Genomic DNA, 25,635 nt, shown 5'->3' on the forward strand with positions numbered 1-25,635 from the left:
TAACAAGATTCGAAATGAGAGGAAGATAAAAAATGGCAGCAAAAGACGTAAAATTTGGTAATGATGCACGTGTCAAAATGTTAGCGGGTGTCAATATTCTTGCGGATGCAGTAAAAGTTACCTTAGGTCCTAAAGGTCGTAATGTCGTATTAGATAAATCTTTCGGTGCACCAACTATCACTAAAGATGGTGTATCAGTGGCGCGTGAAATCGAATTAGAAGATAAATTCGAAAATATGGGTGCACAAATGGTAAAAGAAGTGGCGTCAAAAGCGAATGATGCGGCAGGTGACGGTACCACGACAGCAACCGTTTTAGCACAAGCTATCGTCAATGAAGGCTTAAAAGCGGTGGCAGCGGGTATGAACCCAATGGATTTAAAACGTGGTATCGACAAAGCGGTAACCGCAGTGGTTACAGAATTAAAAGCCCTTTCAAAACCTTGTGAAACCTCAAAAGAAATCGAACAAGTGGGAACAATCTCTGCTAACTCAGACAGTATTGTTGGTCAAATCATTGCACAAGCGATGGATAAAGTAGGTAAAGAAGGCGTGATCACCGTTGAAGATGGCACAGGTTTAGAAGACGAACTTGCCGTTGTAGAAGGGATGCAATTCGATCGCGGTTATTTATCACCTTACTTCATCAACAAACCAGAAACAGCAACAGTTGAATTAGACAATCCATTTATTTTATTAGTGGACAAAAAAGTGTCCAACATTCGTGAATTGTTACCGGTCTTAGAAGGTGTAGCAAAAGCGGGCAAACCATTATTAATTATCGCAGAAGATGTCGAAGGTGAAGCGCTTGCAACCTTAGTCGTGAATACAATGCGTGGAATTGTGAAAGTGGCAGCAGTGAAAGCACCTGGCTTTGGTGACCGTCGTAAAGCCATGTTACAAGATATCGCGATCTTAACGGCTGGTACGGTTATTTCTGAAGAAATCGGTATGGAATTAGAAAAAGCCACACTTGAAGATCTTGGTCAAGCAAAACGTGTAGTCATCAACAAAGACAACACCACGATTATTGATGGTATCGGTGACGAAGCACAAATCCAAGGTCGTGTGGCACAAATTCGCCAACAAATCGAAGAATCCAGCTCTGATTACGACAAAGAAAAATTACAAGAGCGCGTAGCTAAACTCGCTGGCGGTGTCGCAGTCATTAAAGTGGGTGCGGCTACGGAAGTAGAAATGAAAGAGAAAAAAGCGCGCGTAGAAGATGCACTCCACGCAACACGTGCGGCGGTTGAAGAAGGTATCGTTGCCGGTGGTGGTGTTGCCTTAATCCGTGCAGCTAGCAAAGTCGCTGGTCTTCAAGGTGATAATGAAGAACAAAATGTGGGAATCAAACTTGCCTTACGTGCAATGGAAGCCCCATTACGTCAGATCGTAGCCAACGCGGGTGAAGAAGCGTCTGTCGTAGCAAGTGCAGTGAAAAATGGCGAAGGTAACTTCGGTTATAACGCAGGTACAGAACAGTACGGCGATATGATCGAAATGGGTATCTTAGACCCAACAAAAGTTACCCGTTCTGCATTACAATTTGCGGCTTCTGTTGCTGGCTTAATGATCACCACTGAATGTATGGTCACTGACCTACCAAAAGAGGATAAAGCCGACTTAGGTGCTGCTGGTATGGGTGGCATGGGTGGTATGGGCGGTATGATGTAATCTTCCCCCCTTTTCACATACGAAAAAAGGATTGAGTATAACGCTCAATCCTTTTTTATTCGTTAAATTCGATATATTACATTTTATATAATGATTATGTTATAGTTATCCCATTTTTATGCAAAGGAGATAACCATGAAAAAATTGATTGTACTTTCAACTCTTATCACAGCGACATTTTCAGCACAAGCCGCTGAGCTTTACCTTTATGCTGGTGCCGGCTTAAAAGATCCTGTTGAAAAAATTGTCAAACAATTTGAAAAAGAAACTGGCAACAACGTTACGATTGAATACGGTGGCTCAGGACAATTATTGGCACGCTATAACACGGTAAAAACGGGCGATCTCTATTTACCCGGCTCAAGTGATTATGTAGAAAAATTGGAAAAAACAGGTGACGTGAAAGAATCGGCGCCATTAGTGCTGCACATTCCCGTAATGGCTATTCGTAAAGAAAAAAGCGCTGGAATTGATTCCTTTAAAGCCCTTGCCGAAAGCAATCTGCGTTTAGGGATTGGTGATAGCAAAGCCATGGCGCTCGGTAAAGGGGCAGAAAAAATACTTGAACTCTCGGGTTATCAAGCACAATTGAATGACAAAATTGTTGTTAAAGCGGCGACGGTCAAACAGTTGATGCTCTATTTATTAAACGGCGATGTGGATGCTGCCGTAGTCGGACGTTCTGGTGCGTGGAAAGTACGTGATAAAGTCGATTTATTACCAAATCCAGCAGGTACACCAGAAGAAAAAGTCACTATTGCCCTGCTTGCTTCCACTAAACATCCGAAAGAAGCCAAACAGTTACTTGATCTTTTTAACTCAGAACAAGGTGTGAAATATTTTGTCGATGAAGGTTTCTTACCTATTAAATAAAAGTCTGAGTTTAAAGCTTGCACTGCTCCCTTTACTACTTTTATTGCTCGTCGTCATTGGGTCTGTGCTTGCTCTGATAAGCCAGCTCAACTTTTCCTTTTTTCTGCTGGTTCTCACTGATCCTGAGCTACATTTTGCGCTATGGATGTCTCTTGCGACATCCATACTGTCTTTACTGCTGGCTATTTTTATTTCAATCCCATCAGCATGGGTCATGAGCCAAGTGCGATTACCTTTGCAAAAATTGATTGATACTTTTCTTGATTTGCCCATGGTATTACCGCCGTTGGTTACAGGTTTAAGCCTACTGCTTTTATTTAATTCACAGGGCATCTTGAGCCAATTCATTCCCATTATTAGCCAATGGATATTCAGCCCGCTTGGTATAATTGTGGCACAAACTTATATCGCCAGTTCCATTATGTTACGTAATGCTCGCGGTACTTTTTCTAGCTTAGATTCAGGCTATCGCCTCGCTGCATACAATTTAGGTTTGTCACCGCTTCAAACCTTGCTCAAAATAGAATTACCAATGTGTTGGAAACCATTACTTTGTGGCGCGATTTTGGCTTGGTCCCGAGCAATTGGGGAATTTGGTGCAACGTTGATGTTAGCGGGTGCTACGCGTTTTAAAACAGAAACCTTGCCCATGGCGGTCTATTTAAATATTGCCAGTGGTGATTTTGAGATTGCGGTAGGCGCATCACTATGGCTTTTATTCATTGCTGCTTGCTTACTGTTAGTCTTACGTACACTCAATAGGAATATCTAGGATGCTCAAGATTGAAAATTTATCTGCGGGTATTTTACGTCATATCCATTTACACGTTAGTAAAGGAGAATGTGTCGCTGTAGTAGGACAATCTGGTAGTGGAAAAACTACCTTACTCAATAGCATTGCTGGTTATCTTGATTATCAAGGTCATATTACCCTAGCACAACAACCCATTGATAACCTTGCGCCATGGCAACGTCATTGTCGCTACCTTAATCAACGTTTGTATTTATTTCCACACAAAACCGTATCTGGTAATTTACGCTTAGCTCAGCCCAACGCAGATTGCGAAGCACAGCATAGGCTACTGGCTAAGCTCAAAATCGCCCATTTACGTGATCGTTATCCTCATCAGCTCTCAGGCGGTGAACAACAACGCGCTGCACTGGCCCGTGCATTAATCAATCCTCCAGACTTGTTATTACTTGATGAGCCTTTTTCCTCGTTAGACTGGGAAACCAAACAACATATTTGGGCAATCTTAAAGGACTTAATGCAGTCATATCACATGACCACGTTATTAGTCACACACGATCCCAAAGAGGCCGATTACCTTTCTCACCGGCAAATTCGATTACACCAAGGACAACTTATTTAATTGATAAGGACTGCACTATGCTTTATTTTTCAGATAACGAACTCGATGACTTTTTATTAGAAGATATCTATCGTGGTGATCTCACCACCCATGCATTAGGATTAGAAAGTATCCCCGCTGAGATTTGCTTTAAACGTAAAAATGCCGGCATCGTCGCGGGTATCAGTATTGCGGAAAAACTGCTCCGAAAACTCGACATCCACCCACAAGTGTATGTGAAAGAAGGAGAATTTGTCGAAGCCGGAAGCTTATTATTAAGCGCCAAAGGCAGTGCTGATAAGCTACATCAAGCGTGGAAAGTGGTTCAATTGGTCTTGGAATGGTCATGTGGGGTTGCACAATATACCGCTGAAATGATTAGCAATGCGAAAGCCATTAATCCTGTTGCTGTTGTTGCTTGTACACGTAAAAGTATTCCTAATACGCGCAAATTAGCCACAAATGCAGTCTTAGCCGCAGGCGGACATATTCACCGTCAAGGATTGAGCGAAACCCTCTTGGTATTTACCAATCATCGTAATCTCCTCTCTGATCCAGAAGATTGGCAAGGCATCGTGACAAGACTAAAGCAACAAGCACCAGAAAATAAAATTACACTGGAAGCTGATAACTTAGTGCAATTTGAACAAATGTTGACAGCCGATCCTGATATTATTCAATTAGATAAATTCACGCTGGAACAAGTCAAACAAGCCTTGCATTTATTAGCGTTAGCCAATAAAAACATTACCTTATCTGTGGCAGGTGGTGTTAACAAGCATAATGTGGCAGAGTATGCGAAACTCGGGATCCAACTTTTCATTACATCAGCACCTTATTATGCAGCGCCAGAAGATATTAAAGTGATTATCGAAAAACAAGTATAAATAAGACAGTAAAAAATTGCGCCTAAGGGACACTTAGGCGCAATCATACTGTTTATCAACGAATAGGTACGCAACCGCCTCGTTTAAACTCATCTTAACTTACTTTTGGCGTTCACGTCTTTCTCTGCGTGGGCGATCATTAAAAGTGCGCTGACTTTTTTCTTTAAATTTACGATCTTCACGCCCAAAACGTGGTTCATCGCCGCGTCCTTTACGTTTTCCACCACGGCGGTCAGCGAAATCATCGCGATCACGGCTTGAACCTGCATTAGACGCTCCCACAAATGACATCTGCATTTGTTTGTTCATCACGCGTGTTTTCGCAAATACACCTAATAATTCTTTCGGCATACCTTGTGGTAATTCAATCGTGGTGTAATCATCATATAATTTAATATGACCAATATAACGACTATTGATATCACCTTCATTGGCAATCGCCCCAACAATATGACGGACTTCCGCGCCATCTAAACGTCCTACTTCAATACGATATAAATCCATCGCCTGCGGTGTACCGTAACCACGACGCTCTGCTGAACGTGGATTTTCACGTCCACCACGTTCACGACGCTCGCCACGATCACCACGTGAAGTTTTACGATCAATAATTGGATCGGCTGGTAAAATAAGCTTTTGTTTACCTTGCAACAACATCAACATCGCCGCCGCAATATCTTCCTGATCTTGATCCGCGGTGAACATATCTTCTAGTAAGCTACGATAAAGCCCTAAATCATGATGCTCTAATTGGACTGTAATTTTGGCTTTAAATTTCTCACGGCGACAAGCTTGTAGTACCTCATGATTTGGCACTTCGACTTCCGTAATCGGTTTTTTAGTTAATTGTTCAATATTGCGTAATAAACGACGTTCTCTTGGTTCAACAAATAACAATGCACGCCCTGTACGTCCTGCACGCCCTGTACGACCAATACGGTGAACATAAGACTCAGCATCTAATGGAATATCATAGTTCACCACGAGGCTAATGCGTTCCACATCTAAACCACGCGCCGCCACATCGGTTGCCACAAGGATATCTAAACTACCATTTCTTAAACGATCAAGCGTTTGTTCACGTAATTGTTGTGTCATATCGCCATTTAATGCTGCGGCACGGAAACCATGTTTTTCCAACAATTCCGTTACATCTAATGTCCCCGTTTTAGTACGAGTAAAGATAATCGCGGCATCAAATTTTTCTACTTCTAAGAAACGTAATAAGGCATCATTTTTACGGAAACCATGCACATACCAACAACTCTGTGTAATATCTGGATTCGTCGTTTGCGTCGATTTAATTTTAATCTCTTTCGGATCTTTCATAAAACGCTTAGTAATACGACGAATTGGATCTGGCATGGTGGCTGAGAAAAGTGCGGTCTGATGTTGTTCTGGTAATTCTGCCATCACCGTTTCAACATCGTCAATAAAGCCCATACGTAACATTTCGTCCGCTTCATCTAACACCATAAAACGTAAATTAGACAAATCTAAAGTGCCACGACGAATGTGATCTAAAATACGACCGGGTGTCCCCACCACAACCTGAGCACCTTGGCGTAAAGCACGCAATTGAATGTCATAGCGTTGACCACCATAAAGGGTAACAATATTGGTATTTTTCGCATATTTGCAAAAGTGCTCACAGGCATCTGCTACTTGGATGGCTAACTCACGTGTCGGTGCCATCACTAACATTTGTGGATATTTTTTATCTAAATCAATTTGTGCTAATAAAGGGAGTGAAAAGGCGGCGGTTTTACCACTTCCAGTTTGTGCCATACCTAGCACATCATGCCCATTTAACAGGTTTGGGATACAACTTTGTTGAATTGGAGAAGGGGTTTCAAAGCCTAAGTCAGAGACGGCGTTAAGAAGAAATTCAGGCAAGCCTAAATCATTGAAAGTCATTGTTGTTTCAGTCATTAAAGTACTCGAATATAAAAAAGAAATGCTCACTATGCTGGTGAGCCAGTGTAATCAATGTTGCGCGTTTTCACGTTTTACAACAGCCTATGGCATAAAGCATGCCACTATGGTTTTGAACTTTGCTTCAATTTCAAGAGTTCAAACAGCGCAAAACGATACTCAACGAAGTTATACACTTGGTTTGCGATGGCCAGTTTAAATAGCGTTTCCGCCTCATTAATTTGACCCGAATTGAGTTTTAGTTTTGCTAAATAAAAGTAGGTTTCAGTTAGAATTTCTGCATATTTTGCACGATTCATTTGCGCAAATTGCTGTGCTTGAGCAAATAATGCCTTAACTGATAACTTTCCCAAATAATATTGGACTAAATACGTACCCCAATATTCATCAGAAAGCCCCATTGCTCGTTGAGCAAGATTTTTAGAAGCATCCTGTGGATTATGCTTTAATTCATTTAAATAAAGCCATAAAGTGCGGTATGGATCTGATTTATCGGCTTGATAAAATTGAAGAAAATCCCGCTGAGCTAATTCATAACGTCCGACGTAATAAAAATTTAGCCCTCTATTTAGGAATGCATACTCATATTGAGGATCAAGTTCAAACAACACATTAAAGATATCTAGAGATGCGCTGTAATCTTCCTCTAACAATAAATATAAACCTAAATAATTAAACGCTGCTGCCAATTTTGGATACAACGCTAATGTTTGGTCAAAATCATAACGCGCCAATGCCCACAATCCTAAGCTATCGTACAGCACGCCTCGCTCAAAATGTAAAATCGCACGTTCTTCTTTTTTTAACCCTTTAACAAGTAACAATTCGCTAATTTGCGCAACCATCACCTCATGCTCAAGATGATCATTCGGATGTTGCTCTGCTAACATTAATTTCTCTTTTGAAAGAAAAACTTGTTCATGATTAACACAAGCTGTTAAACAACATACCCAAAATGGGAAAATTAGCAGGCACTTTAACCACGGATGAAATTGCTTCATTTCGCTTCGCCTTAAAGCACAAATTGTACTTATCAATATGCACACCAACGCCCTTTATCACGAAGGGCGTTGGTGTTTATTGCTTATGCGTTTTCTTCTGCGGCAACGTCTGCGACAACAGAATCAACGTGTTCTTGCTTTGGTGCAACTTCTTTCATGGTTAAACGAATACGACCTTGACGATCAATCTCAACCACTTTAACAGTCACTTCTTGTCCCACCGCAAGATAATCACTCACTTTCTCAACACGCTCTTCCGCGATTTGAGAAATATGCACTAAACCTTCTTTGTTACCTACGATAGAAACGAAGGCACCAAAATCAGCTAAACGAGTAACTTTGCCTTTATACACTGCACCCGCTTCAACTTCTGCAGTAATATCTTCAATACGCGCCATCACCTCTTTTGCTGAATTGCCATCAACCGCAGCAATCTTCACTGTACCATCATCATCGATATCAATTGAGGTACCTGTTTCTTCTGTTAAGGCACGAATGGTTGCACCACCTTTACCGATCACATCTTTGATTTTCTTCGGATCAATTTTCATGGTGTAAATACGCGGTGCAAAATCAGAAATATCTGCACGTGGCGCAGGGATCGCTTGCTCCATCACACCTAAAATGTGTAAACGTGCGCTTTTCGCTTGGTTTAACGCAATTTGCATGATTTCTGCTGTGATACCTTCGATTTTGATATCCATTTGTAATGCCGTTACACCAGTACGTGTACCCGCCACTTTGAAGTCCATGTCACCTAAGTGATCTTCATCACCTAAGATGTCTGAAAGCACCACAAATTTTTCGTCTTCTTTGACTAAGCCCATTGCAATACCTGCAACCGCCGCTTTAATTGGTACACCCGCATCCATTAATGCTAAAGACGCACCACAAACCGATGCCATAGAAGAAGAACCATTTGATTCTGTGATTTCAGAGACAACACGTACCACATACGGGAACTCGGCAAGTGTTGGCATCACTGCAGCCACACCGCGTTTCGCTAAACGACCATGACCAATTTCACGACGTTTTGGTGAACCAATCATACCGGCTTCACCCACAGAATATGGCGGGAAGTTGTAGTGGAATAAAAAGTGATCTGAACGCTCACCGGTTAATTCATCAATAATTTGTGCATCACGTTCTGTACCTAAAGTTGCAACCGCAAGGGCTTGCGTTTCACCACGGGTGAAAATCGCAGAACCGTGTGTACGTGGTAAAACACCAGTACAAATATCTAATGCACGAACAGTATCCACTGTACGACCATCAATACGTGGTTCACCAGCAATGATACGGCTACGTACGATTTGGCTTTCAAGTGCGGTGAAAATATCGACAATTTTCCCTTCACTGATGTCTTCGCCTTCTGCCACTTCAGCTGTGATTTGTGCAATCACATCAGCTTTAATCGCATCAATTTGTTCATAACGTGCTTGTTTTTCAGTGATACGGTATGCTTCGCCTAAACGCGCTTCTGCAATCGCTTTCACTTTTTCAATTAACGCGGTATTTGGTTCAGGTGCCACCCAATCCCAACGCGGTTTACCGGCTTCTGCGGTAAATTCTTTGATCGCGTCAATCACCACTTGTTGTTGCTGATGACCAAACACCACCGCAGCTAACATTTGTTCTTCAGTTAACACATCGGCTTCAGATTCCACCATTAACACCGCTTTATCTGTTCCCGCGACAACCAAGTCTAAACGGCTTTGTTTTTGCTCGTTCATGGTTGGGTTTAACACAAATTGATCATCAATAAAACCAACACGTGCCGCACCGATAGGGCCATTAAATGGCACACCTGATAAAGAAAGTGCCGCAGATGCACCGATCATTGCCACTAAATCTGGACAAATTTGCGGATTAACAGACACCACTGTCGCCACGATTTGAATTTCGTTATAAAAACCTTCTGGGAAAAGTGGACGAATTGGACGGTCAATTAAACGAGCAATTAAAGTTTCGCCTTCAGAAGGACGACCTTCACGTTTGAAAAAGCCACCAGGAATACGGCCTGCAGCATAAGTACGCTCTTGATAGTTAACAGTTAATGGGAAGAAGTCTTGACCTTCTTTCACATCTTTTTTGGCAACCACTGTGACAAACACAGTAGTATCATCCATACTTGCCATCACTGCTGCCGTTGCTTGGCGTGCAATTGCACCCGTTTCTAGCGTAACAGTATGTTGACCATATTTAAATTGTTTAACAATTGGATTCACGAGAATGTTCCTTTTAAAATGGCTAATGAAATCAACAATTTCATTAACTTGTGAATAAAAAAATGGCTCTATTTTCCAATTGCGACTAGCAAAAATAATCTCACTTTCCAACCGCACTTTTGCTTTTCAGTACTGTTCGTAAAATCACTTTTGATAGCCGCACGCGTTAATACAGAAAATAAAGCTCGGCTATTATACAGGCTTTAATGCAGGATTGGTAATTTATTTTCAGACTAAACAAAGAATAAGCTTTAAAAGACGAATTAAAGACTTAGAAGATGATTTGGTGGAGATAATCGGGATCGAACCGACGACCTCTTGCATGCCATGCAAGCGCTCTCCCAACTGAGCTATATCCCCACATCAGAAATGTCGTGGCGGTAATAATAAATTCCGCCACACAAACTGTCAACCTCAAATTGCTGATATTTAAACAGAAGCCTAAATATTAGACATTTTGACTTTTAATAAAATCAATCGCTTTTTGAATACGTTCGAGAGTACGTGCCTTGCCAATGCCCACTAGAGTTACATCCATAGAAGGTGATTGACCAGAACCAGTTACCGCAACACGCAATGGCATCCCAACCTTGCCCATCCCCAATTCTAATTCAGCGGCAGTCTGTTCAATGGCTTGATGCGTGCTGTGTAAATCCCAGCTATCAAGTGCGGTCAATTTTTCTTTAACTTTCTCAAGTGGCTCAATCGCGGCGACTTTGAAATGTTTTTTCACTGCGGCTTCATCAAAGCTGTCGAAATCTTCGAAGAAATAACGGCTTGCGGCAGCCATTTCTTTGAGTGTCTTACAACGTTCAGCCAACATTTTTACGATGTCTTCTAATGCAGGTCCATTGGAGGTATCAATGCCTTGATCCTGATAGTGCCATGCTAAATGTTTAGCCACATATTCTGCTGGCAATTCACGTATATAGTGATGATTTAACCACAATAATTTTTCCGTATTAAACGCGCTGGCTGATTTACTCACACTTTCAAGCTCAAATAACTTGATCATTTCTTCTACGGAGAAAATCTCTTGATCGCCATGTCCCCAACCTAAACGCACCAAATAATTTAATAACGCTTCAGGCAAGTAACCATCATCACGATATTGCATCACGCTCACCGCGCCATGACGTTTGGATAATTTTTGTCCATCATCACCTAAAATCATCGACACATGGGCGTAAGTTGGAATGGGTGCGCCTAAGGCTTTTAAAATATTAATTTGACGCGGCGTATTGTTGATATGGTCTTCACCGCGCACCACATGCGTGATGCCCATATCCCAGTCATCCACCACCACACAGAAATTATAAGTCGGTGAGCCATCGGTACGGCGAATAATCAAATCATCTAACTCTGCGTTACTGATCTCAATACGTCCACGCACTGCATCTTCAAACACCACGGAGCCTTCCGTTGGATTTTTGAAACGCACCACATGCGGTTGTTCTGGTGAGTGCTTATGATCACCTAAACAATGACGATCATAGCGGGGTTTTTGTTTATTCTGTTCTTGTGTGTTGCGTAAATCTTCTAAACGTTCTTTTGAACAATAACAACGGTAAGCTAACCCTTGTTCGATCATTTGATCAATCACTTGGTTATAACGATCAAAACGCTTGGTTTGAAAATATGGACCATGTTCCCAAGCTAAATTTAACCACGCCATTCCTTCTAAAATGGCAGCAGTCGCTTCTGGTGTTGAGCGCTCTAAGTCAGTATCTTCAATACGTAAAACAAATTCGCCTTGGTGATGTTTTGCATAGAGCCAAGAATAAAGTGCCGTTCTAGCGCCCCCTACATGTAAATAGCCCGTTGGACTTGGCGCAAAACGGGTGCGCACTTTCACACCAGGATCTAAATCAAATAATGCTTCTGCTTTCATCTTATAACCTTTTCTCTTACCTTAAATTACATCAAAAAATTTGTGCCATATTGTACTATGAGTTTCCATATTTCCGAATAAAAAATGTGATTTTATGCCTACTTTTAAAACAATTAACGCTTTTTTTGTAAAAACTTGTTGACTGAATAGAAGTAATAATTATAATGCCACCTCACAACATTTGGGCGATTAGCTCAGTTGGGAGAGCACCTCCCTTACAAGGAGGGGGTCACTGGTTCGAGACCGGTATCGCCCACCACTTTTCAACAAAGTGTCCAATGTTGTGATTGAATTTTATGCGGGCGATTAGCTCAGTTGGGAGAGCACCTCCCTTACAAGGAGGGGGTCACTGGTTCGAGACCGGTATCGCCCACCACTTTTATGTGTTCCAATCCATAAAATTCACCCAATATTTTAAGTCTCAAGTGGGCGATTAGCTCAGTTGGGAGAGCACCTCCCTTACAAGGAGGGGGTCACTGGTTCGAGACCGGTATCGCCCACCACTTAGACTTGAAATAACGCTTCATAACTTTGTCATTTTTCCTGTTAAAAAGACAAAATCTGAAGGGCGATTAGCTCAGTTGGGAGAGCACCTCCCTTACAAGGAGGGGGTCACTGGTTCGAGACCGGTATCGCCCACCACTTCTTTTCTAAAAATCTTTTTTCATTTCATACAAGCCTTTTGTTCTTTCTTACATAAAATGATAAAGTATCCCAAATTTCCCTCTATTTAAAGAAAACGGACTTTTGTCATGTATAAACCTGTTAAAAATAAACACCTCATTCTGATAACCAATGGTATGACTCGCCTACTCGGGAATATCGTTAAAACTTTAAGTTATCCTTTTCATGCATTATTTCCTAAAATGCGTTTCACCATTCCCGAATTTAGTCCTGCTAAACGCCAATCCCATAAAAAAACCAAAATTAATCGTGTAATTTGGCAAACCAATTACAGTAATAAAGTGACATTACCCGTTTACTGTAACTATCTCTTTAACCGTTTATTATCGTTAAGTTACGATTATCGCTATGTCAGTACGGAAGCCCGTGCAGACTACATCAAAACCCATGCAGATGAACGTACTTTTAACGCTTATAGCAAGCTGACCGATGGGGCAGCACAAGCGGATTTCTGGCGTATATTCACCCTCTATCATGAAGGTGGTATCTATATGGATATTGATGGACACTTAGTGTGGTGCCTTGACAGCATTATTGATGAAGAGGATAGCGAAGTGGTCATTTCTCGCCGAGGTCGTTATACCAACTTCTTTTTAGCCAGTGCCAAAGGCAATCCTTTCTTAAAAGATACGCTTGAAATCATTATTAGCAACATTGAACAAAAACGGATTGAGGGCGGTGTATTTTGCTTAACAGGTCCCGAAACGCTGATCAAAGCACTAGAAAATAAAGAGGTGAATTCCCGTCTAGATAAGCTCACCTGTTCACAAGGCACCTTTACCAACGAATATTTCCAATATATAGATAAAAAACGCGGTAAATGGATTCATGCGAAAAATGAAGATTTATTAAAATAACTACTCAAAATACGCATCCAAAGTGCGGTCTGTTTGAGAAAACTTTTTTAAAACAGACCGCACTTTTTCGATCTTGACCTAGCATTTAGCCTGTACAAAACTGCCCAATCAGTTTGGTCAATAACTGGCGAGTTGGATCAATAAATTCGGCAGATAAAAATTCATCTGGTTGATGCGCTTGCTCAATGGATCCCGGACCTAATACCAAGGTCGGACAAAGCTGTTGAATAAAAGGCGCCTCCGTACAATAGTTCACCGTCTCACATTGCTCACCTAATAATTTTTCCACCACCTGCACCACTTGTGCCGAATGCGCACATTCATAGCCTGGAATAGGGTCATGTAAAGCTTGTAACGAAATACGATCCCCCCATTTTTCAAACATCGGGGCTAATTTTGCTTGTAACATTTCATTCAGATCCGTTAAACGTAAATTCGGCAAAGGGCGAATATCAAAATGCAATTCACAGCAAGCACAAATACGATTCACCGCATCTCCCCCTGAAATAGCGCCAAAATTCATCGTTGGATAAGGGATATTAAACGCGCTGTGATGATATTTCTGGCGTAATTCATCTCGCATTTGCATTAAATAACCCGTTGCCTCGTGCATTAATTCAATCGCATTAATCCCCTTGCTAGGATCGCTCGAGTGCCCACTTTTTCCTGTAATTCGTAACGCTTCACCTACATGCCCTTTATGCGCACGAATAGGCTTTAATGATGTTGGCTCACCGATAATCGCACAATCAGGACGAATATGGTTATGTTGAATAAAAGTTCTTGCCCCTAACATGGTAGTTTCTTCATCCGCCGTCGCCAAAATGCGCAAGGGTTTTGTCAATCTCGTTAAATCCAACTGGCTTACCGCATCAATGACAAAAGCAAAAAACCCTTTCATATCTGCCGTGCCTAAACCATAAAACTTACCGTCTTTTTCAGTAAGTTTAAACGGATCAAACTGCCAACGCCCCTCATCAAAAGGCACAGTATCTGTATGTCCCGCTAAGAGTAAACCGCCTTCCCCTTCACCATAAGTCGCTAATAAATTAAATTTATCACGACTCCCCTCTAGAGGAATAACCTCTGTTTTAAAACCAAGGGAACTCAGCCAATTCGCTAATAATTCAATTAAGGTGCGGTTAGATTGATCAAAATGTGGATCAATACTACTCATTGTTGGTGAAGCGATCAGTGCGGAATACATTTGCAAAAAAGAAGGAATTTTTTTCATCGTTTTTCCCTTGATAAACAGAAAGACATTGCCTTTTAAATATTTATGCATAATAATAGCATAATTAGTCATTTAAAAATTTATCTTATTATAAGGCACAAAACAATATGCAAAAAGCGATTATCATTGGTGCAAGTGGTTATACGGGGGCTGAACTTGCCCGTATTTTAATCAAACACCCCAAGTTTGAGCTCACCGGACTGTACGTCTCTCGCCAAAGCCAAGATGCCAATAAATGCATGAGTGAAATTTATCCACAACTCAAACATCTTGTGGATTTACCTTTACAGCCACTGCCTGAACAATTAACTCAACTTGCACAACAAGCGGATCTGGTGTTTCTCGCCACCGCTCATGAAGTCAGCCATGACCTTGCCCCCATTTTCCTACAAAATCAATGTAAAGTCTTTGACTTATCTGGCGCATTTCGTGTGAATAATGCGGCATTTTATCGCACGTTTTATGGTTTTGAACATCAACATCCTGAATTGCTCACACAAGCGGTGTATGGTTTAGCGGAATGGAATGCACATCAAATTAAACAAACGGATTTAGTAGCCGTCGCGGGCTGTTATCCAACCGTTTCTCAATTAAGCCTTAAACCCTTAATTGCACACAATTTATTAGATTTAACCCAATTACCCGTGATTAATGCCGTCAGCGGAGTCAGTGGTGCCGGTCGCAAAGCAACCTTAACAAGCAGTTTCTGTGAAGTCAGTTTAAATGCGTACGGTGTGTTTAATCACCGTCATCAACCCGAAATCGCGACCCATTTGGGGACAGAGGTCATTTTCATACCACACTTAGGTAACTTTAAACGCGGTATTTTAGCGACAATCACAGCAAAACTAAAAACCGGCGTGAGTGACGAACAGATTCGTGTAGCTTATCAACACGCCTATGCTGACAAACCATTAGTCCGTGTTTATGAACAAGGTTTACCAAGTATCAAAGCCGTCGAATTTACTCCTTATTGTGATATTGGCTTTGCGACTAAAAATGGTCATATCATTATCATCGGCGCAGAAGACAACTTATTAAAAGGGGCGGCAGCCCAGGCAGTACAATGTGCTAACATTCGTTATGGTTTGACTGAAACATTAGGATTACTTTAAATGAAACCTTTAGTGATTAAATTAGGTGGTGTCTTACTTGATACACCTGCAGCAATGGAAAATTTATTTACGGCGTTAGCAAATTACCAACAAAACTTTGATCGCCCGTTGGTCATTGTGCACGGTGGTGGCTGTATTGTTGATGAGTTGATGCAACGTTTACATTTGCCAGTACAAAAGAAAAATGGTTTGCGTGTCACGCCAAGTGATCACATTGAGATTATTACGGGTGCGTTAGCCGGCATTGCCAATAAAACTTTAGTTGCGCAAGCCGCCAAATTTCATTTAAATCCCGTCGGACTATGTTTGGCAGACGGGAATTTAACCTATGCAACGCAATTAGATCCAGAACTTGGACATGTGGCGACTGTGGTTCCTAAAAATCCCGCCTTATTAAACAATTTGCTTGGTGAGGCATTCTTGCCTATTATTAGCTCAATTGCGGTCGATAAACAGGGCTTATTAATGAATGTGAATGCAGATCAAGCTGCCACAGCTATCGCCGCGCTCATCCAAGCCGATTTAGTCATGTTATCTGACGTCGATGGCGTATTGGATGCCAACAAACAGCGCTTACCAGAATTAAATGGTACGCAAATTGAACAATTAATTAAAGACAACGTCATTACCGATGGTATGGTTGTCAAGGTGAATGCCGCATTAGACGCTGCTAAAATGTTAAATCAGGGCGTCGATATCGCCAATTGGAAATATCCAGAAAAACTCACCGCACTTTTTGCTGGTGAAATCATTGGCACAAGAATTAAACCATAAAAATAAGAGGATGTTATGGCACTTTGGGGTGGACGTTTTACACAAGCCGCAGATAAGCGTTTTAAAGATTTTAATGACTCATTACGTTTCGATTATCGTCTCGCAGAACAAGATATTGAAGGTTCCATTGGCTGGTCAAAAGCTTTAGTCAGCGTTGGGGTATTGACCGCACAAGAACAACAACAGTTAGAAAGTGCACTGAATACTCTCTTAATTGAAGTGCGATCAAATCCACAAGCGATTTTGCAAGATGACGCTGAAGATATTCACAGCTGGGTCGAAAGTAAATTAATCGATAAAGTCGGGAATTTAGGTAAAAAATTACACACGGGACGTAGCCGTAATGATCAGGTTGCACTGGACATTAAGATGTGGTGTAAACAACGTGTGATTGAACTGCAATCCTCGCTTCACGCTTTACAATGCAAACTTGTCGAAACAGCCGAAAATAACCAACATGCGGTGATGCCGGGTTATACACACTTACAACGAGCTCAGCCGATTACTTTTGCCCATTGGTGCATGGCTTATGTGGAAATGCTTGATCGTGATTATTCCCGTTTAACCGATGCTTACCAACGCATGAATAGCTGCCCACTCGGCAGTGGTGCCCTCGCTGGCACCGCTTATGCGATTGATCGTGAACAATTAGCCCTCGATCTCGGCTTTGACGTTGCTACACGCAACAGTTTAGACAGTGTGTCAGACCGCGATCATATCGTTGAACTGCTTTCTACTGCCTCACTAAGCATGGCACATCTTTCACGTTTTGCGGAAGATATGATCATTTTTAACAGTGGTGAATCTAACTTCGTGGAACTTTCCGATCGCATGACTTCTGGTTCTTCCTTGATGCCACAGAAAAAAAATCCCGATGCTTGTGAATTAATTCGAGGTAAAGCAGGTCGTGTAATGGGCGCATTAACCGGTATGCTAATGACCTTAAAAGGCTTGCCGCTTGCCTATAATAAAGATATGCAAGAAGACAAAGAAGGGATTTTTGATGCCCTAGATACTTGGCAAGACTGTATCGACATGGCGGCTCTTGTGTTAGACGGCATTCAAGTCAATGTAGAACGTACCAAAGAAGCTGCTTTAAAAGGTTATTCCAATGCCACTGAACTGGCCGACTATTTGGTCGCCAAAGGCGTACCATTCCGTGACTCTCACCATATTGTGGGCGAAACCGTTGTTTATGCCATCCAACAGCACAAAGCGCTTGAAGCACTCAGCGTTGCTGAATTTAAACAATTTAGTGATGTTGTCGAAGAAGATGTGTATCAGATCCTATCTCTGCAATCTTGTTTAGATAAACGCTGTGCCAAAGGTGGCGTATCACCACTTCGTGTTGCAGAAGCCATCGCTGAAGCGAAAGCAAGGCTCAGTTAAGCTGAGTAACAAAAAACGCAATCGTAAGATTGCGTTTTTTTATACTGTATTTAGGCTTTAACACCCAAATTCCCGATTTTAATCCCTAAAAATCCCATGCTAACAGGGTCAAGGTAATCACCAAGGAATTTGAAAAGCTCACTTAAGTCAGTAAAAGTGCGGTGAATTTTAACTTGTTCTTCGACCTTTCTTGTAAATTCATAAGAAATATTCGAGCCATCAATATGGGCGACTAAGGTAATATAAATAGTTTCAAAGAAATGGCTATGTGCCCCTTCTTCGCCCGGATCGCTGATTCTAACATTCCAATTATTACTAAAAAGGATTTCCGTTTGCACAGTCATAAATTTACCTCGCTGAGTTTAAATGAGTTGCATTGTTGTAAAATATCGTTAAGAAAAACCCGATTATAAAATCTTTCAAATCAAAAATCTTATAATCGGGCTTTTCAAAATATTTCCCTACATGCTTGGCTTTGCGTTGATAACTGCCTTTTCCTTTCCTTTTTTTCTCAATACGTTGACGAAACAACGGATCATGTAATAATGCACAAATTGCATTATCGCGAATAACACCACGGCTGTGCTGATAAGGCTGTGCACTGAGTGGCTGTTTTTGCTTTTTAGCCATATTTTTCCTCATAAGTTGTAATAAAAAATTGCCCATTTGTGTGAAACAAACGGGCGTCATTATAAAACGAAATTACAGAATCTCAAGTACGGATTCTGGTGGACGACCAATTTTTGCTTTGTCACCATGAATAACGATTGGACGCTCCAACAAACTACTATGTGCAACCAATGCTTCTAACAGTTGTTGTTCGCTGACTTCCGGCTTATCTAAGCCTAAATCACGATAGAGTTCATCTTTTGTGCGCATCATCTCTCGGAAACTGGTTACTCCTAATTTTTGCGCAATTTGCTGTAGCTGTGAGGCAGAGAATTGTTGTTCTAAATAAAGTTCAATTTTCGGTTGACCGTATTTCGCTTCGAGTAAGGCTAGCGTTTCACGGCTCTTAGAACAACGTGGGTTATGATATATAGTCACGCACATAGAATTTCCTCGCTTAATGATATGATCTTATTAGATTTTACCTTATAATCGCTCAAAATGCCTAAATTAAGGATATCTTATGATCGAAATGTTGAAAAACTGGTATAACAACCGTTTTAGTGATCCACAAGCCATGGGGTTGTTTGCCATCTTACTCTTTGGTTTTATATCCATTTATTTTTTTAGTCACCTCATTGCGCCACTCCTCATCGCTATTGTATTAGCTTATTTATTGGAATGGCCAATTCGCGTTCTCACAGAAAAACTCAAGTTTCCACGCCTACTCTCAACTGCCATTATTTTTGGTGGTTTTTTAGGGTTGATCCTCGTTATCGTATTGGTCTTCATTCCAACGTTATGGACTCAAACCTTGAATTTAGTGACTGATTTGCCACATATGTTTAATAAACTCAATGAGTGGTTACTTTCTCTACCTGAACATTATCCCGAGCTAGTGGATTACCAAACCATTGATTCTGTATTAAGTACTGTCCGCTCCAAAATTCTTGGCTTTGGTGAATCCGCCCTCAAATTCTCCCTGACCTCGTTATTAAGCCTAGTCACCCTAGGGATTTATGCGTTTTTAGTACCTTTAATGGTGTTCTTTTTATTAAAAGATAAAACAGAATTAATCGCCAGTGTAAGCCGTTTCCTTCCGCGTAACCGTACGCTAGCCTCGAGCGTTTGGAAAGAAATGCAACAACAAATTGCGAATTATATTCGCGGTAAATTATTCGAAATCATCATTGTCACCGCCGTGACTTATGCGATTTTCGTCTTCTTTAACTTAAATTATTCGTTATTGTTAGCTGTTGCGGTAGGGCTATCCGTGCTCGTGCCTTATATTGGTGCCGTCCTTGTCACGATTCCTATTGCCCTCGTTGCCGTCGCGCAATTTGGCATCACTCCTACTTTTTGGTATATCATTACTGCCTACGTCATCAGCCAAATTTTAGACGGTAACTTATTAGTCCCATTCCTTTTTTCTGAAGCCGTCAATTTGCACCCTCTAACCATTATTATTGCAGTATTAATTTTTGGTGGACTATGGGGCTTTTGGGGCGTTTTCTTCGCTATTCCATTAGCCACTTTAGTCAAAGCTGTGGTGAATGCATGGCCATCAACCGAACAAGATACACGTTAATTCTGTTTTTCACGCAAAAAAATACCGCACTTTTGTGCGGTATTTTTTTATGTTGAAATTAATGTGCGCTATTATCCGTTAACGGTTTTATGCTTTCATCAAATTCCGGTAGTGGTTTATGTTCCGTTGCAATATAGCTATAAATCACAGGTAACACAAACAGGGTAAATAATGTCCCAATCGCTAAACCTGATACAATCACAATCCCAATACTAAAGCGCGACACCGCACCTGCGCCCGAAGCATACAAGAGCGGGATAAGACCTGCAATCATTGCAGCGGTCGTCATAAGAATCGGGCGTAAACGCACTTTCGCTGCTTCAGTAATCGCTTCAATACGATTTTTACCATGCTGTAATTGCTCTTCTTTTGCCACTTCACACATCAAAATCCCGTGCTTAGTAATTAAACCTACTAGCGTGATTAAACCAACCTGTGAGTAAATATTCAGACTGGTTCCAGGAATACGGAAGAAGCCTAAGAAATTCAGCATTAATAGCGCCCCACTCACGGCAAGTGGCACCGAAATCATAATGACTAACGGATCACGAATTGACTCAAATTGAATCGCTAAGACCAAGAAGATAATCACCACAGCAAGTACAAAAGTAACGGCTAATGCATTACCTTCTTGGACTAACTGACGCGCTTCACCAGTAAAGTCATAATTATAGCCTTGCGGTAAATACTCTTTTGCTGCCATTTTTAACCACGCAATCGCCTCACCTGTACTTTTGGTTGGGAGAGGAACTGCACTAATGACCGCTGAATTAAGCTGGCTAAAACGAGGTAAAGAAGTTGGCTGTGATTCTAACGTCATGGTTAAGAAACTGCTTAATGGTACTGATTTCCCGTTACTTGCCGTCACATAATAGTTGTTTAAACTTTCTGGTGACAAACGTTCACCCCGTTTAACTTGCATGATGATTCGATAAGCACGTCCATCAATATCAACTCGTTCAATCGTGGCGGCAGACAAGAAACTCCCTAATGTGGCACTGATTTGTTGCATTGTGACACCATAGGTACCTGCTTTTTCTTTATCGACTTTAATCCGCATCTGCGCCGTATCAAATTTTAAATCCAACGCGGTATATACAAAGTGACCGGATTTTTTCATTTCTTGTAAGAAGTTTTCTGCCACATTGGCTAAATCTTCATAGCCACTCGCAGTACTGATCACAAAACCAATTGGTGGACCTTGCTCTCCCGTGTTGATTTCTGGGAAGTTAAATCCCGTCAACGCCACTTCTGGAATATGCGCCGATTTTTTATTTAACTCCGCTAAGATTTCCGCTTGGCTACGGGTACGTTCTTTCCAATCTTTTAATGTCACCACACTAAAGGATTGGTTACTCCCCATTGCCCCTGAAATCACCATGGAAAAATCCACTTCCGGTGTGTCTTTCAAAATCTGTTCATACTCATGCATTGCTTCTTGTACATAATCCACATTGACATTGGACGGTGCACGACCAATCACCATGAATGCCCCTTTATCTTCTGCTGGGGTTAACTCACTCGCTAACCCATTAAACAAGAAAGGCAGCGTAGCAAAAATAACCGCTGCAAAAGCCAGCATACAACGACGGCTTGCCATCACCAGATTTAAAGCATAGTTATAGCCATGATTAATGGTGGTGAGCATTTTTTCGATGCATTGTTCCAACTTACTTGGGTCAGTATGCGGTTTAAGCAACTTACTGCTCATCATCGGTGAAAGGGTTAACGCCACGATCCCAGAAATAAATACCGCACCAGCCAAGGTTAAGGCGAACTCTTTAAACAAAGAACCTGTAATGCCATCCATTAATGCCATTGGCGAGTAAACTGCCATGAGGGCAATGGTCATCGAAATCACGGGCACGGCAATTTCACGTGTACCAATAATGGCAGCACGGAAAGGTGTTTCGCCTAATTTAATGTGACGATCCACGTTCTCAAGCACCACGATGGCGTCATCCACAACGAGTCCGATCGCCAAAATTAAGGCAAGTAAAGTCATTAAATTAATGGAGAAATCAAACGCCTGTAACAACATTATTACGCCGATCAAAGAAATCGGAATCGTAATCACAGGAATGAGAATTGCGCGCAATGAACCAATAAATAATGTGATCACCACTAAAACAATGATTGTCGCCTCTAAAATGGTTTTGATCACTTCATCAATTGAGCTATTAATTGCTATCGTGGTGTCATAAAGAATTTCTGCCTGCATACTATCTGGCAAATTTTGCTTAATTTGCTCATACAATGGACGCACATTTTCTGCCACAACAAGTGGGTTGGCTGAAGAGGTTGGATTGATTGCTAGCACCACAGATTCAAAACCATTAGCAACCGCTCTTGAGCTATCACTCGATTTATTTAATTCTACGTCAGCGATATCACGTAAACGCACTAACTTATCGCCTTGTGAGGAAATAATCAGATTGCCCAGCTCTTCCACTGATTTGGTGGTTGTCTCCACTTTATTTTTATAGGTGACATAAAAACCATTGTCATTCCCCGCCGCCGTTTGCACATTATTCGAAGATAACGCATTTCTGACCGCCATCGCGGATAAATTCTGTGCGGCCATTTTGGCAGGATCTAACCAAATCCGTAGCGCATAATCCGATGCACCAAAGATTTGTACTTCCGCCACCCCTTCAACCGTAAAGAATTGAGGTTTAATCACACGTTCAATGTAGTCTGTTACCTGACTAGCATCCAGTTTAGTGGAGCTAAACTGGATGTACATCATCCCCGTTCCCCCCGTCGAAGACGTAATGACCGGATCATCAATCCCCCGTGGTAATTGCGAACGTACAGAGTTCACTTTCGCTAACACGTCTGCTAAAGCCCCGTTCGGTTCGGTATTTAGCTTCATTTTAATTGTAATTAACGAGTTATTTGGGCTACTTTTTGAAGATAAGTAATCAATGTTATCGGCTTGTGCAACAGCTTCTTCTAGTTTTGAAGTAATAAACGCTTGGATAAGACTTGCATCTGCCCCCGGGTACACCGTAGAAACATTAATCACCGTTGTAGTCATTTTGGGATATTCTCGCACAGCTAACTTCGCAATCGCTTGTAATCCTAAAATAATAATCAGCAAGCTAATAGAAACCGCTAAAACAGGGCGTCGAATAAAAATATCGGTAAATCGCATGGTAATTTCCTATTCCTTAATACAGATAAGTGCCGCACAGTTTTCTAAAAAGGCTACATCTTCTGCGGAAAAACGGGCTAAACGAGGTGAGTCGACATCCAATTCAGCAATCATCTCTCCCCCTTGAAAAATCGGTACTACAACTTCTGATTGTGATGCGCTATCACAAGCAATATGCCCCGCAAATTGATGTACATCATCTACGACGGTCGTTGTGCCCGTTTGCCAAGTATAACCACATACTCCTTTACCAAAGCCAATATCAGAACAGGCAACTTTACCTTGGAAGGGACCGACTTTGAGTACCCCATCTTTGACAAGATAAAATCCGACCCAGTTTAATTCCGGCATGTGCTGATACAAAAAAGCAGACGTATTTGCCATTCTTGAAATGATATAGGTTTCAGGTTCTAGAATTTGTTCAAGTTGTTTTAATAATAAGGCGTAGTTCATCAAATTTTTCCTCTTTGGAACCGCACTTTATAGGTTATTTTTTACAGCAGGTTGCATGGTTCCCACCCCAGCTTTATCAGCGACGAGTACTAAACTGCCATTACTTAAATTTTGTTGTCCGCCGGTTACAATTTTATCTCCGGGTTTAATTTCTTCCCCTTTTAACTGGGCATAAATCCCTTGGCGATCTTGGGTAAATACAGTGACTTGTTTAACCCGATAGGCATTATCAATTTTTTCGCGGTCGAAATCCTGTCGTGCGACTAATGTTTCACGCTCTTCTGCAGAAAGTTCGCTAAGAATATAAGCAATTTCTCCATACATGTTGTAATTAATCGCGACTTGTGGCACAACGACTTGATCATATTTTGTCGGCAAAGCAACCCGTAAGCGAGTAAACATACCAGAAAGGAGTTTACGTCCATCTTCTGGTTCAAAGGTGGCTTGTACATCAATTAACCCTGTTGTTGCGCTGATCGCAGGTTCAATGGCAGTAATCTTTGCCGCAAAGGTTTCACCACTACGCGCATCAGCAGTCGCTGTCACTTTTTGTCCAACATGTAAGTGTTCCAATTCCGTTTGTGAAAGGGCGAAATCAATTTTCATACTACTGGTGTCTTCAACACGCACAATTTCCATTCCTGGATTGACATATTGCCCGACGTTGACTTTCACAATACCGGTTTGTCCATCAAAAGGCGCCAAAATCTGACGACGTGCAATGCCCGCTTTTAAAGCAGCGATATTTGACTCTAATGCTTCATAAGCAGATTTCGCATTATCAAGTTCTTGTTGCGACACGCTCTTGGTTTTATACAAACTTAAATAACGTTGGTATGTAGCTTTCACAGATAAAAGTTGAGCTTGGGATGCTTTCAAATTCGCTAGTTCTACTGAACTGTCTAATACCACTAACACCTCGCCTTTCTTCACGTGCTGTCCAGATTGAACTAAGACTTGCTGTACTGTACCTGATGTCTGTGCACTTAACATCGCACCCTGATTAGGACGCACAATGCCAGTGGTTTCAATCACGGGTGTCCATTGCTGAGGCTGAATAGTCATTGCGGTTACGGGATAAATTTTTTCCCCTGCACCCGCAATAAATTTTTCAATCATTTTGCCTTTGATCACATTAAAAATAATGACCCCAGCAAAAAGTAAGACAATAACGCCGAGAATGATTTTCATGGCAATCGAATGAGATCGTTTTGGTTGATTTGCTTGAGTCACACTCATACAAAAACTCCGTAAAATTAAAAGATAAATTATTTTTGAATAGCACACCATGTCAGTTGAATCACAGATTCCAGCAACTCAACAGAGAACGTTTCTTTAAAATAAATTTGTTTCCAAGCAATTTTTATTGCACTTTCTAGTCCAAGTGCAAAAAGAATATTGATGGGTAAATCACATACCTCACCGGCTTGCTGTGCTCTTTCGCAAAACAATGTCCAGTGGCTACGATCCCACGATTTAATCACCTTATCAAACCCAGGTAGGGATTGATATTGGTGCATATTTAACAAAATATTTGGGTTTTCCAACAAAAAATGCCAAATGTTCCACCACATTTGGCGGTATTGTTCAAAGAATGGCTGACGGTCGTCATGATTCTTTTCTAATGCACGCTGAAAACGTGCGAATACTTGCTGAGCAAATTGTTCTAGCAATTCCTCTTTACATTTAAAATAAATATAAATGGTCCCTGGTGAAATTTTGGCAGCCTTTGCAATTTTATGCATAGAAAGATTATGTAACCCTTCTTTCGCCATCAGGTGATCGATTGCTATAAAAATATGCTCAGTCATGTCTATATCAGATTGACGCATAATAAGTTCACTAAATGAATGAAATAAAAAGTCAGAAATAGATCTGTATTTCTGAAATGAACGATCGTTCATTTTAAGACTTTTTAATATTTAAGCAAGT

Annotated in this window: 22 protein-coding genes and 5 tRNA genes; 14 read left to right on the forward strand and 13 right to left on the reverse strand. The window is 41.3% G+C overall.

Annotated features, from left to right (window positions below; all coding sequences use genetic code 11):
- Positions 1-32: 32 nt before the first annotated feature.
- The 5 genes from groL (at position 33) to modD (ending at position 4,788) form a co-directional block, all read left to right on the forward strand.
- Entirely contained in the window at positions 33-1,676 is a 1,644-nt protein-coding gene (groL, locus tag KPF51_RS07215) for a chaperonin GroEL (RefSeq protein WP_061405879.1), read from the forward strand.
- Between the two features lie 135 nt (positions 1,677-1,811).
- On the forward strand, positions 1,812-2,549 hold the full coding sequence (modA, locus tag KPF51_RS07220) for a molybdate ABC transporter substrate-binding protein (RefSeq protein WP_005723309.1): 738 nt from the start codon (positions 1,812-1,814) through the stop codon (positions 2,547-2,549).
- Positions 2,524-3,321 carry an ABC transporter permease gene (locus tag KPF51_RS07225; protein WP_061405878.1) on the forward strand — a complete coding sequence of 266 codons (798 nt, stop codon included), beginning with the start codon at positions 2,524-2,526 and terminating at the stop codon, positions 3,319-3,321. Before modA ends, KPF51_RS07225 begins: the two co-directional genes overlap by 26 nt.
- 1 nt (position 3,322) lies before the next feature.
- Positions 3,323-3,922: an ABC transporter ATP-binding protein gene (locus tag KPF51_RS07230; protein ID WP_005723312.1), complete on the forward strand. Its 600-nt coding sequence runs from the start codon at positions 3,323-3,325 to the stop codon at positions 3,920-3,922.
- Between the two features lie 17 nt (positions 3,923-3,939).
- Complete coding sequence (gene modD / locus KPF51_RS07235; protein ID WP_061405877.1) at positions 3,940-4,788, forward strand: ModD protein; 849 nt, start codon at positions 3,940-3,942, stop codon at positions 4,786-4,788.
- Between the two features lie 99 nt (positions 4,789-4,887).
- Here the strand turns inward: modD and KPF51_RS07240 are convergent, their stop codons facing one another.
- The 5 genes from KPF51_RS07240 to gltX form a co-directional block, all read right to left on the reverse strand.
- Positions 4,888-6,720, reverse strand: coding sequence for a DEAD/DEAH box helicase (locus KPF51_RS07240; RefSeq protein WP_005754621.1), 1,833 nt, complete (start codon positions 6,718-6,720; stop codon positions 4,888-4,890).
- Positions 6,721-6,827: 107 nt separating this feature from the next.
- Positions 6,828-7,724 (reverse strand): lipoprotein NlpI, encoded by an 897-nt coding sequence (gene nlpI, locus KPF51_RS07245; RefSeq protein WP_010907022.1) that lies wholly within the window; start codon positions 7,722-7,724, stop codon positions 6,828-6,830.
- An 83-nt stretch (positions 7,725-7,807) separates the two neighbouring features.
- Positions 7,808-9,952: a polyribonucleotide nucleotidyltransferase gene (gene pnp / locus KPF51_RS07250; RefSeq protein ID WP_061405876.1), complete on the reverse strand. Its 2,145-nt coding sequence runs from the start codon at positions 9,950-9,952 to the stop codon at positions 7,808-7,810.
- 284 nt (positions 9,953-10,236) lie between these two features.
- A tRNA-Ala gene (locus KPF51_RS07255) sits at positions 10,237-10,312 on the reverse strand.
- A gap of 88 nt (positions 10,313-10,400) precedes the next feature.
- Positions 10,401-11,843: a glutamate--tRNA ligase gene (gltX, locus tag KPF51_RS07260; protein WP_042742661.1), complete on the reverse strand. Its 1,443-nt coding sequence runs from the start codon at positions 11,841-11,843 to the stop codon at positions 10,401-10,403.
- 183 nt (positions 11,844-12,026) lie between these two features.
- Here gltX and KPF51_RS07265 point away from each other — a divergent pair.
- From KPF51_RS07265 to KPF51_RS07285, 5 genes are all read left to right on the forward strand, one after another.
- Positions 12,027-12,102 (forward strand) — tRNA-Val (locus KPF51_RS07265).
- 41 nt (positions 12,103-12,143) lie between these two features.
- A tRNA-Val gene (locus KPF51_RS07270) sits at positions 12,144-12,219 on the forward strand.
- 51 nt (positions 12,220-12,270) lie between these two features.
- A tRNA-Val gene (locus tag KPF51_RS07275) sits at positions 12,271-12,346 on the forward strand.
- Between the two features lie 63 nt (positions 12,347-12,409).
- A tRNA-Val gene (locus KPF51_RS07280) sits at positions 12,410-12,485 on the forward strand.
- Between the two features lie 110 nt (positions 12,486-12,595).
- The gene (locus KPF51_RS07285) at positions 12,596-13,384 is read left to right on the forward strand and encodes a glycosyltransferase family 32 protein (RefSeq protein WP_005723324.1); all 789 of its coding nucleotides are present in this window, start codon (positions 12,596-12,598) and stop codon (positions 13,382-13,384) included.
- Positions 13,385-13,469: 85 nt separating this feature from the next.
- On the opposite strand, the gene argE is transcribed toward KPF51_RS07285, so the two are convergent.
- On the reverse strand, positions 13,470-14,618 hold the full coding sequence (gene argE, locus KPF51_RS07290) for an acetylornithine deacetylase (protein WP_005723326.1): 1,149 nt from the start codon (positions 14,616-14,618) through the stop codon (positions 13,470-13,472).
- 107 nt (positions 14,619-14,725) lie between these two features.
- On the opposite strand from argE, the gene argC reads away from it, so the two are divergent.
- Genes argC through argH form a run of 3 tightly spaced genes read left to right on the forward strand, consistent with a single transcriptional unit; the run spans position 14,726 to position 17,896 of the window.
- Positions 14,726-15,733: an N-acetyl-gamma-glutamyl-phosphate reductase gene (gene argC / locus KPF51_RS07295; RefSeq protein ID WP_005723328.1), complete on the forward strand. Its 1,008-nt coding sequence runs from the start codon at positions 14,726-14,728 to the stop codon at positions 15,731-15,733.
- Positions 15,734-16,507, forward strand: coding sequence for an acetylglutamate kinase (gene argB / locus KPF51_RS07300; protein WP_005723330.1), 774 nt, complete (start codon positions 15,734-15,736; stop codon positions 16,505-16,507).
- Positions 16,508-16,522: 15 nt separating this feature from the next.
- Positions 16,523-17,896: an argininosuccinate lyase gene (gene argH, locus KPF51_RS07305; RefSeq protein WP_061405875.1), complete on the forward strand. Its 1,374-nt coding sequence runs from the start codon at positions 16,523-16,525 to the stop codon at positions 17,894-17,896.
- A 50-nt stretch (positions 17,897-17,946) separates the two neighbouring features.
- On the opposite strand, the gene KPF51_RS07310 is transcribed toward argH, so the two are convergent.
- The 3 genes from KPF51_RS07310 to arsC form a co-directional block, all read right to left on the reverse strand.
- The gene (locus KPF51_RS07310) at positions 17,947-18,240 is read right to left on the reverse strand and encodes a DUF5377 domain-containing protein (RefSeq protein WP_005723337.1); all 294 of its coding nucleotides are present in this window, start codon (positions 18,238-18,240) and stop codon (positions 17,947-17,949) included.
- 4 nt (positions 18,241-18,244) lie between these two features.
- Positions 18,245-18,526 (reverse strand): alternative ribosome-rescue factor A, encoded by a 282-nt coding sequence (locus tag KPF51_RS07315; protein WP_005723343.1) that lies wholly within the window; start codon positions 18,524-18,526, stop codon positions 18,245-18,247.
- 72 nt (positions 18,527-18,598) lie between these two features.
- Positions 18,599-18,949, reverse strand: a complete 351-nt coding sequence (gene arsC, locus KPF51_RS07320; RefSeq protein WP_005717494.1) for an arsenate reductase (glutaredoxin) — start codon at positions 18,947-18,949, stop codon at positions 18,599-18,601.
- Positions 18,950-19,028: 79 nt separating this feature from the next.
- On the opposite strand from arsC, the gene KPF51_RS07325 reads away from it, so the two are divergent.
- Positions 19,029-20,093 carry an AI-2E family transporter gene (locus KPF51_RS07325; protein WP_005751840.1) on the forward strand — a complete coding sequence of 355 codons (1,065 nt, stop codon included), beginning with the start codon at positions 19,029-19,031 and terminating at the stop codon, positions 20,091-20,093.
- A gap of 58 nt (positions 20,094-20,151) precedes the next feature.
- On the opposite strand, the gene KPF51_RS07330 is transcribed toward KPF51_RS07325, so the two are convergent.
- Genes KPF51_RS07330 through KPF51_RS07345 form a run of 4 tightly spaced genes read right to left on the reverse strand, consistent with a single transcriptional unit; the run spans position 20,152 to position 25,535 of the window.
- The gene (locus KPF51_RS07330; RefSeq protein WP_005754646.1) at positions 20,152-23,250 is read right to left on the reverse strand and encodes an efflux RND transporter permease subunit; all 3,099 of its coding nucleotides are present in this window, start codon (positions 23,248-23,250) and stop codon (positions 20,152-20,154) included.
- A 9-nt stretch (positions 23,251-23,259) separates the two neighbouring features.
- The gene (locus KPF51_RS07335) at positions 23,260-23,703 is read right to left on the reverse strand and encodes a GAF domain-containing protein (RefSeq protein ID WP_005751843.1); all 444 of its coding nucleotides are present in this window, start codon (positions 23,701-23,703) and stop codon (positions 23,260-23,262) included.
- 27 nt (positions 23,704-23,730) lie between these two features.
- On the reverse strand, positions 23,731-24,942 hold the full coding sequence (locus KPF51_RS07340; protein ID WP_005751844.1) for an efflux RND transporter periplasmic adaptor subunit: 1,212 nt from the start codon (positions 24,940-24,942) through the stop codon (positions 23,731-23,733).
- 29 nt (positions 24,943-24,971) lie between these two features.
- Positions 24,972-25,535, reverse strand: coding sequence for a TetR/AcrR family transcriptional regulator (locus KPF51_RS07345; protein ID WP_061405874.1), 564 nt, complete (start codon positions 25,533-25,535; stop codon positions 24,972-24,974).
- Between the last annotated feature and the right edge of the window lie 100 nt (positions 25,536-25,635).

This window comes from Pasteurella sp. XG20 (genome assembly GCF_018968665.1).
Classification (GTDB): domain Bacteria; phylum Pseudomonadota; class Gammaproteobacteria; order Enterobacterales; family Pasteurellaceae; genus Pasteurella; species Pasteurella multocida.

Coding starts and splice junctions, on each gene's coding strand:
- groL (WP_061405879.1), top strand. CDS start 33: ATGGCAGCAAAAGACGTAAAATTTGGTAATGATGCACGTGTCAAAATG.
- modA (WP_005723309.1), top strand. CDS start 1,812: ATGAAAAAATTGATTGTACTTTCAACTCTTATCACAGCGACATTTTCA.
- KPF51_RS07225 (WP_061405878.1), top strand. CDS start 2,524: ATGAAGGTTTCTTACCTATTAAATAAAAGTCTGAGTTTAAAGCTTGCA.
- KPF51_RS07230 (WP_005723312.1), top strand. CDS start 3,323: ATGCTCAAGATTGAAAATTTATCTGCGGGTATTTTACGTCATATCCAT.
- modD (WP_061405877.1), top strand. CDS start 3,940: ATGCTTTATTTTTCAGATAACGAACTCGATGACTTTTTATTAGAAGAT.
- KPF51_RS07240 (WP_005754621.1), bottom strand. CDS start 6,720: ATGACTGAAACAACAATGACTTTCAATGATTTAGGCTTGCCTGAATTT.
- nlpI (WP_010907022.1), bottom strand. CDS start 7,724: ATGAAGCAATTTCATCCGTGGTTAAAGTGCCTGCTAATTTTCCCATTT.
- gltX (WP_042742661.1), bottom strand. CDS start 11,843: ATGAAAGCAGAAGCATTATTTGATTTAGATCCTGGTGTGAAAGTGCGC.
- KPF51_RS07285 (WP_005723324.1), top strand. CDS start 12,596: ATGTATAAACCTGTTAAAAATAAACACCTCATTCTGATAACCAATGGT.
- argE (WP_005723326.1), bottom strand. CDS start 14,618: ATGAAAAAAATTCCTTCTTTTTTGCAAATGTATTCCGCACTGATCGCT.
- argC (WP_005723328.1), top strand. CDS start 14,726: ATGCAAAAAGCGATTATCATTGGTGCAAGTGGTTATACGGGGGCTGAA.
- argB (WP_005723330.1), top strand. CDS start 15,734: ATGAAACCTTTAGTGATTAAATTAGGTGGTGTCTTACTTGATACACCT.
- argH (WP_061405875.1), top strand. CDS start 16,523: ATGGCACTTTGGGGTGGACGTTTTACACAAGCCGCAGATAAGCGTTTT.
- KPF51_RS07310 (WP_005723337.1), bottom strand. CDS start 18,240: ATGACTGTGCAAACGGAAATCCTTTTTAGTAATAATTGGAATGTTAGA.
- KPF51_RS07315 (WP_005723343.1), bottom strand. CDS start 18,526: ATGGCTAAAAAGCAAAAACAGCCACTCAGTGCACAGCCTTATCAGCAC.
- arsC (WP_005717494.1), bottom strand. CDS start 18,949: ATGTGCGTGACTATATATCATAACCCACGTTGTTCTAAGAGCCGTGAA.
- KPF51_RS07325 (WP_005751840.1), top strand. CDS start 19,029: ATGATCGAAATGTTGAAAAACTGGTATAACAACCGTTTTAGTGATCCA.
- KPF51_RS07330 (WP_005754646.1), bottom strand. CDS start 23,250: ATGCGATTTACCGATATTTTTATTCGACGCCCTGTTTTAGCGGTTTCT.
- KPF51_RS07335 (WP_005751843.1), bottom strand. CDS start 23,703: ATGAACTACGCCTTATTATTAAAACAACTTGAACAAATTCTAGAACCT.
- KPF51_RS07340 (WP_005751844.1), bottom strand. CDS start 24,942: ATGAGTGTGACTCAAGCAAATCAACCAAAACGATCTCATTCGATTGCC.
- KPF51_RS07345 (WP_061405874.1), bottom strand. CDS start 25,535: ATGCGTCAATCTGATATAGACATGACTGAGCATATTTTTATAGCAATC.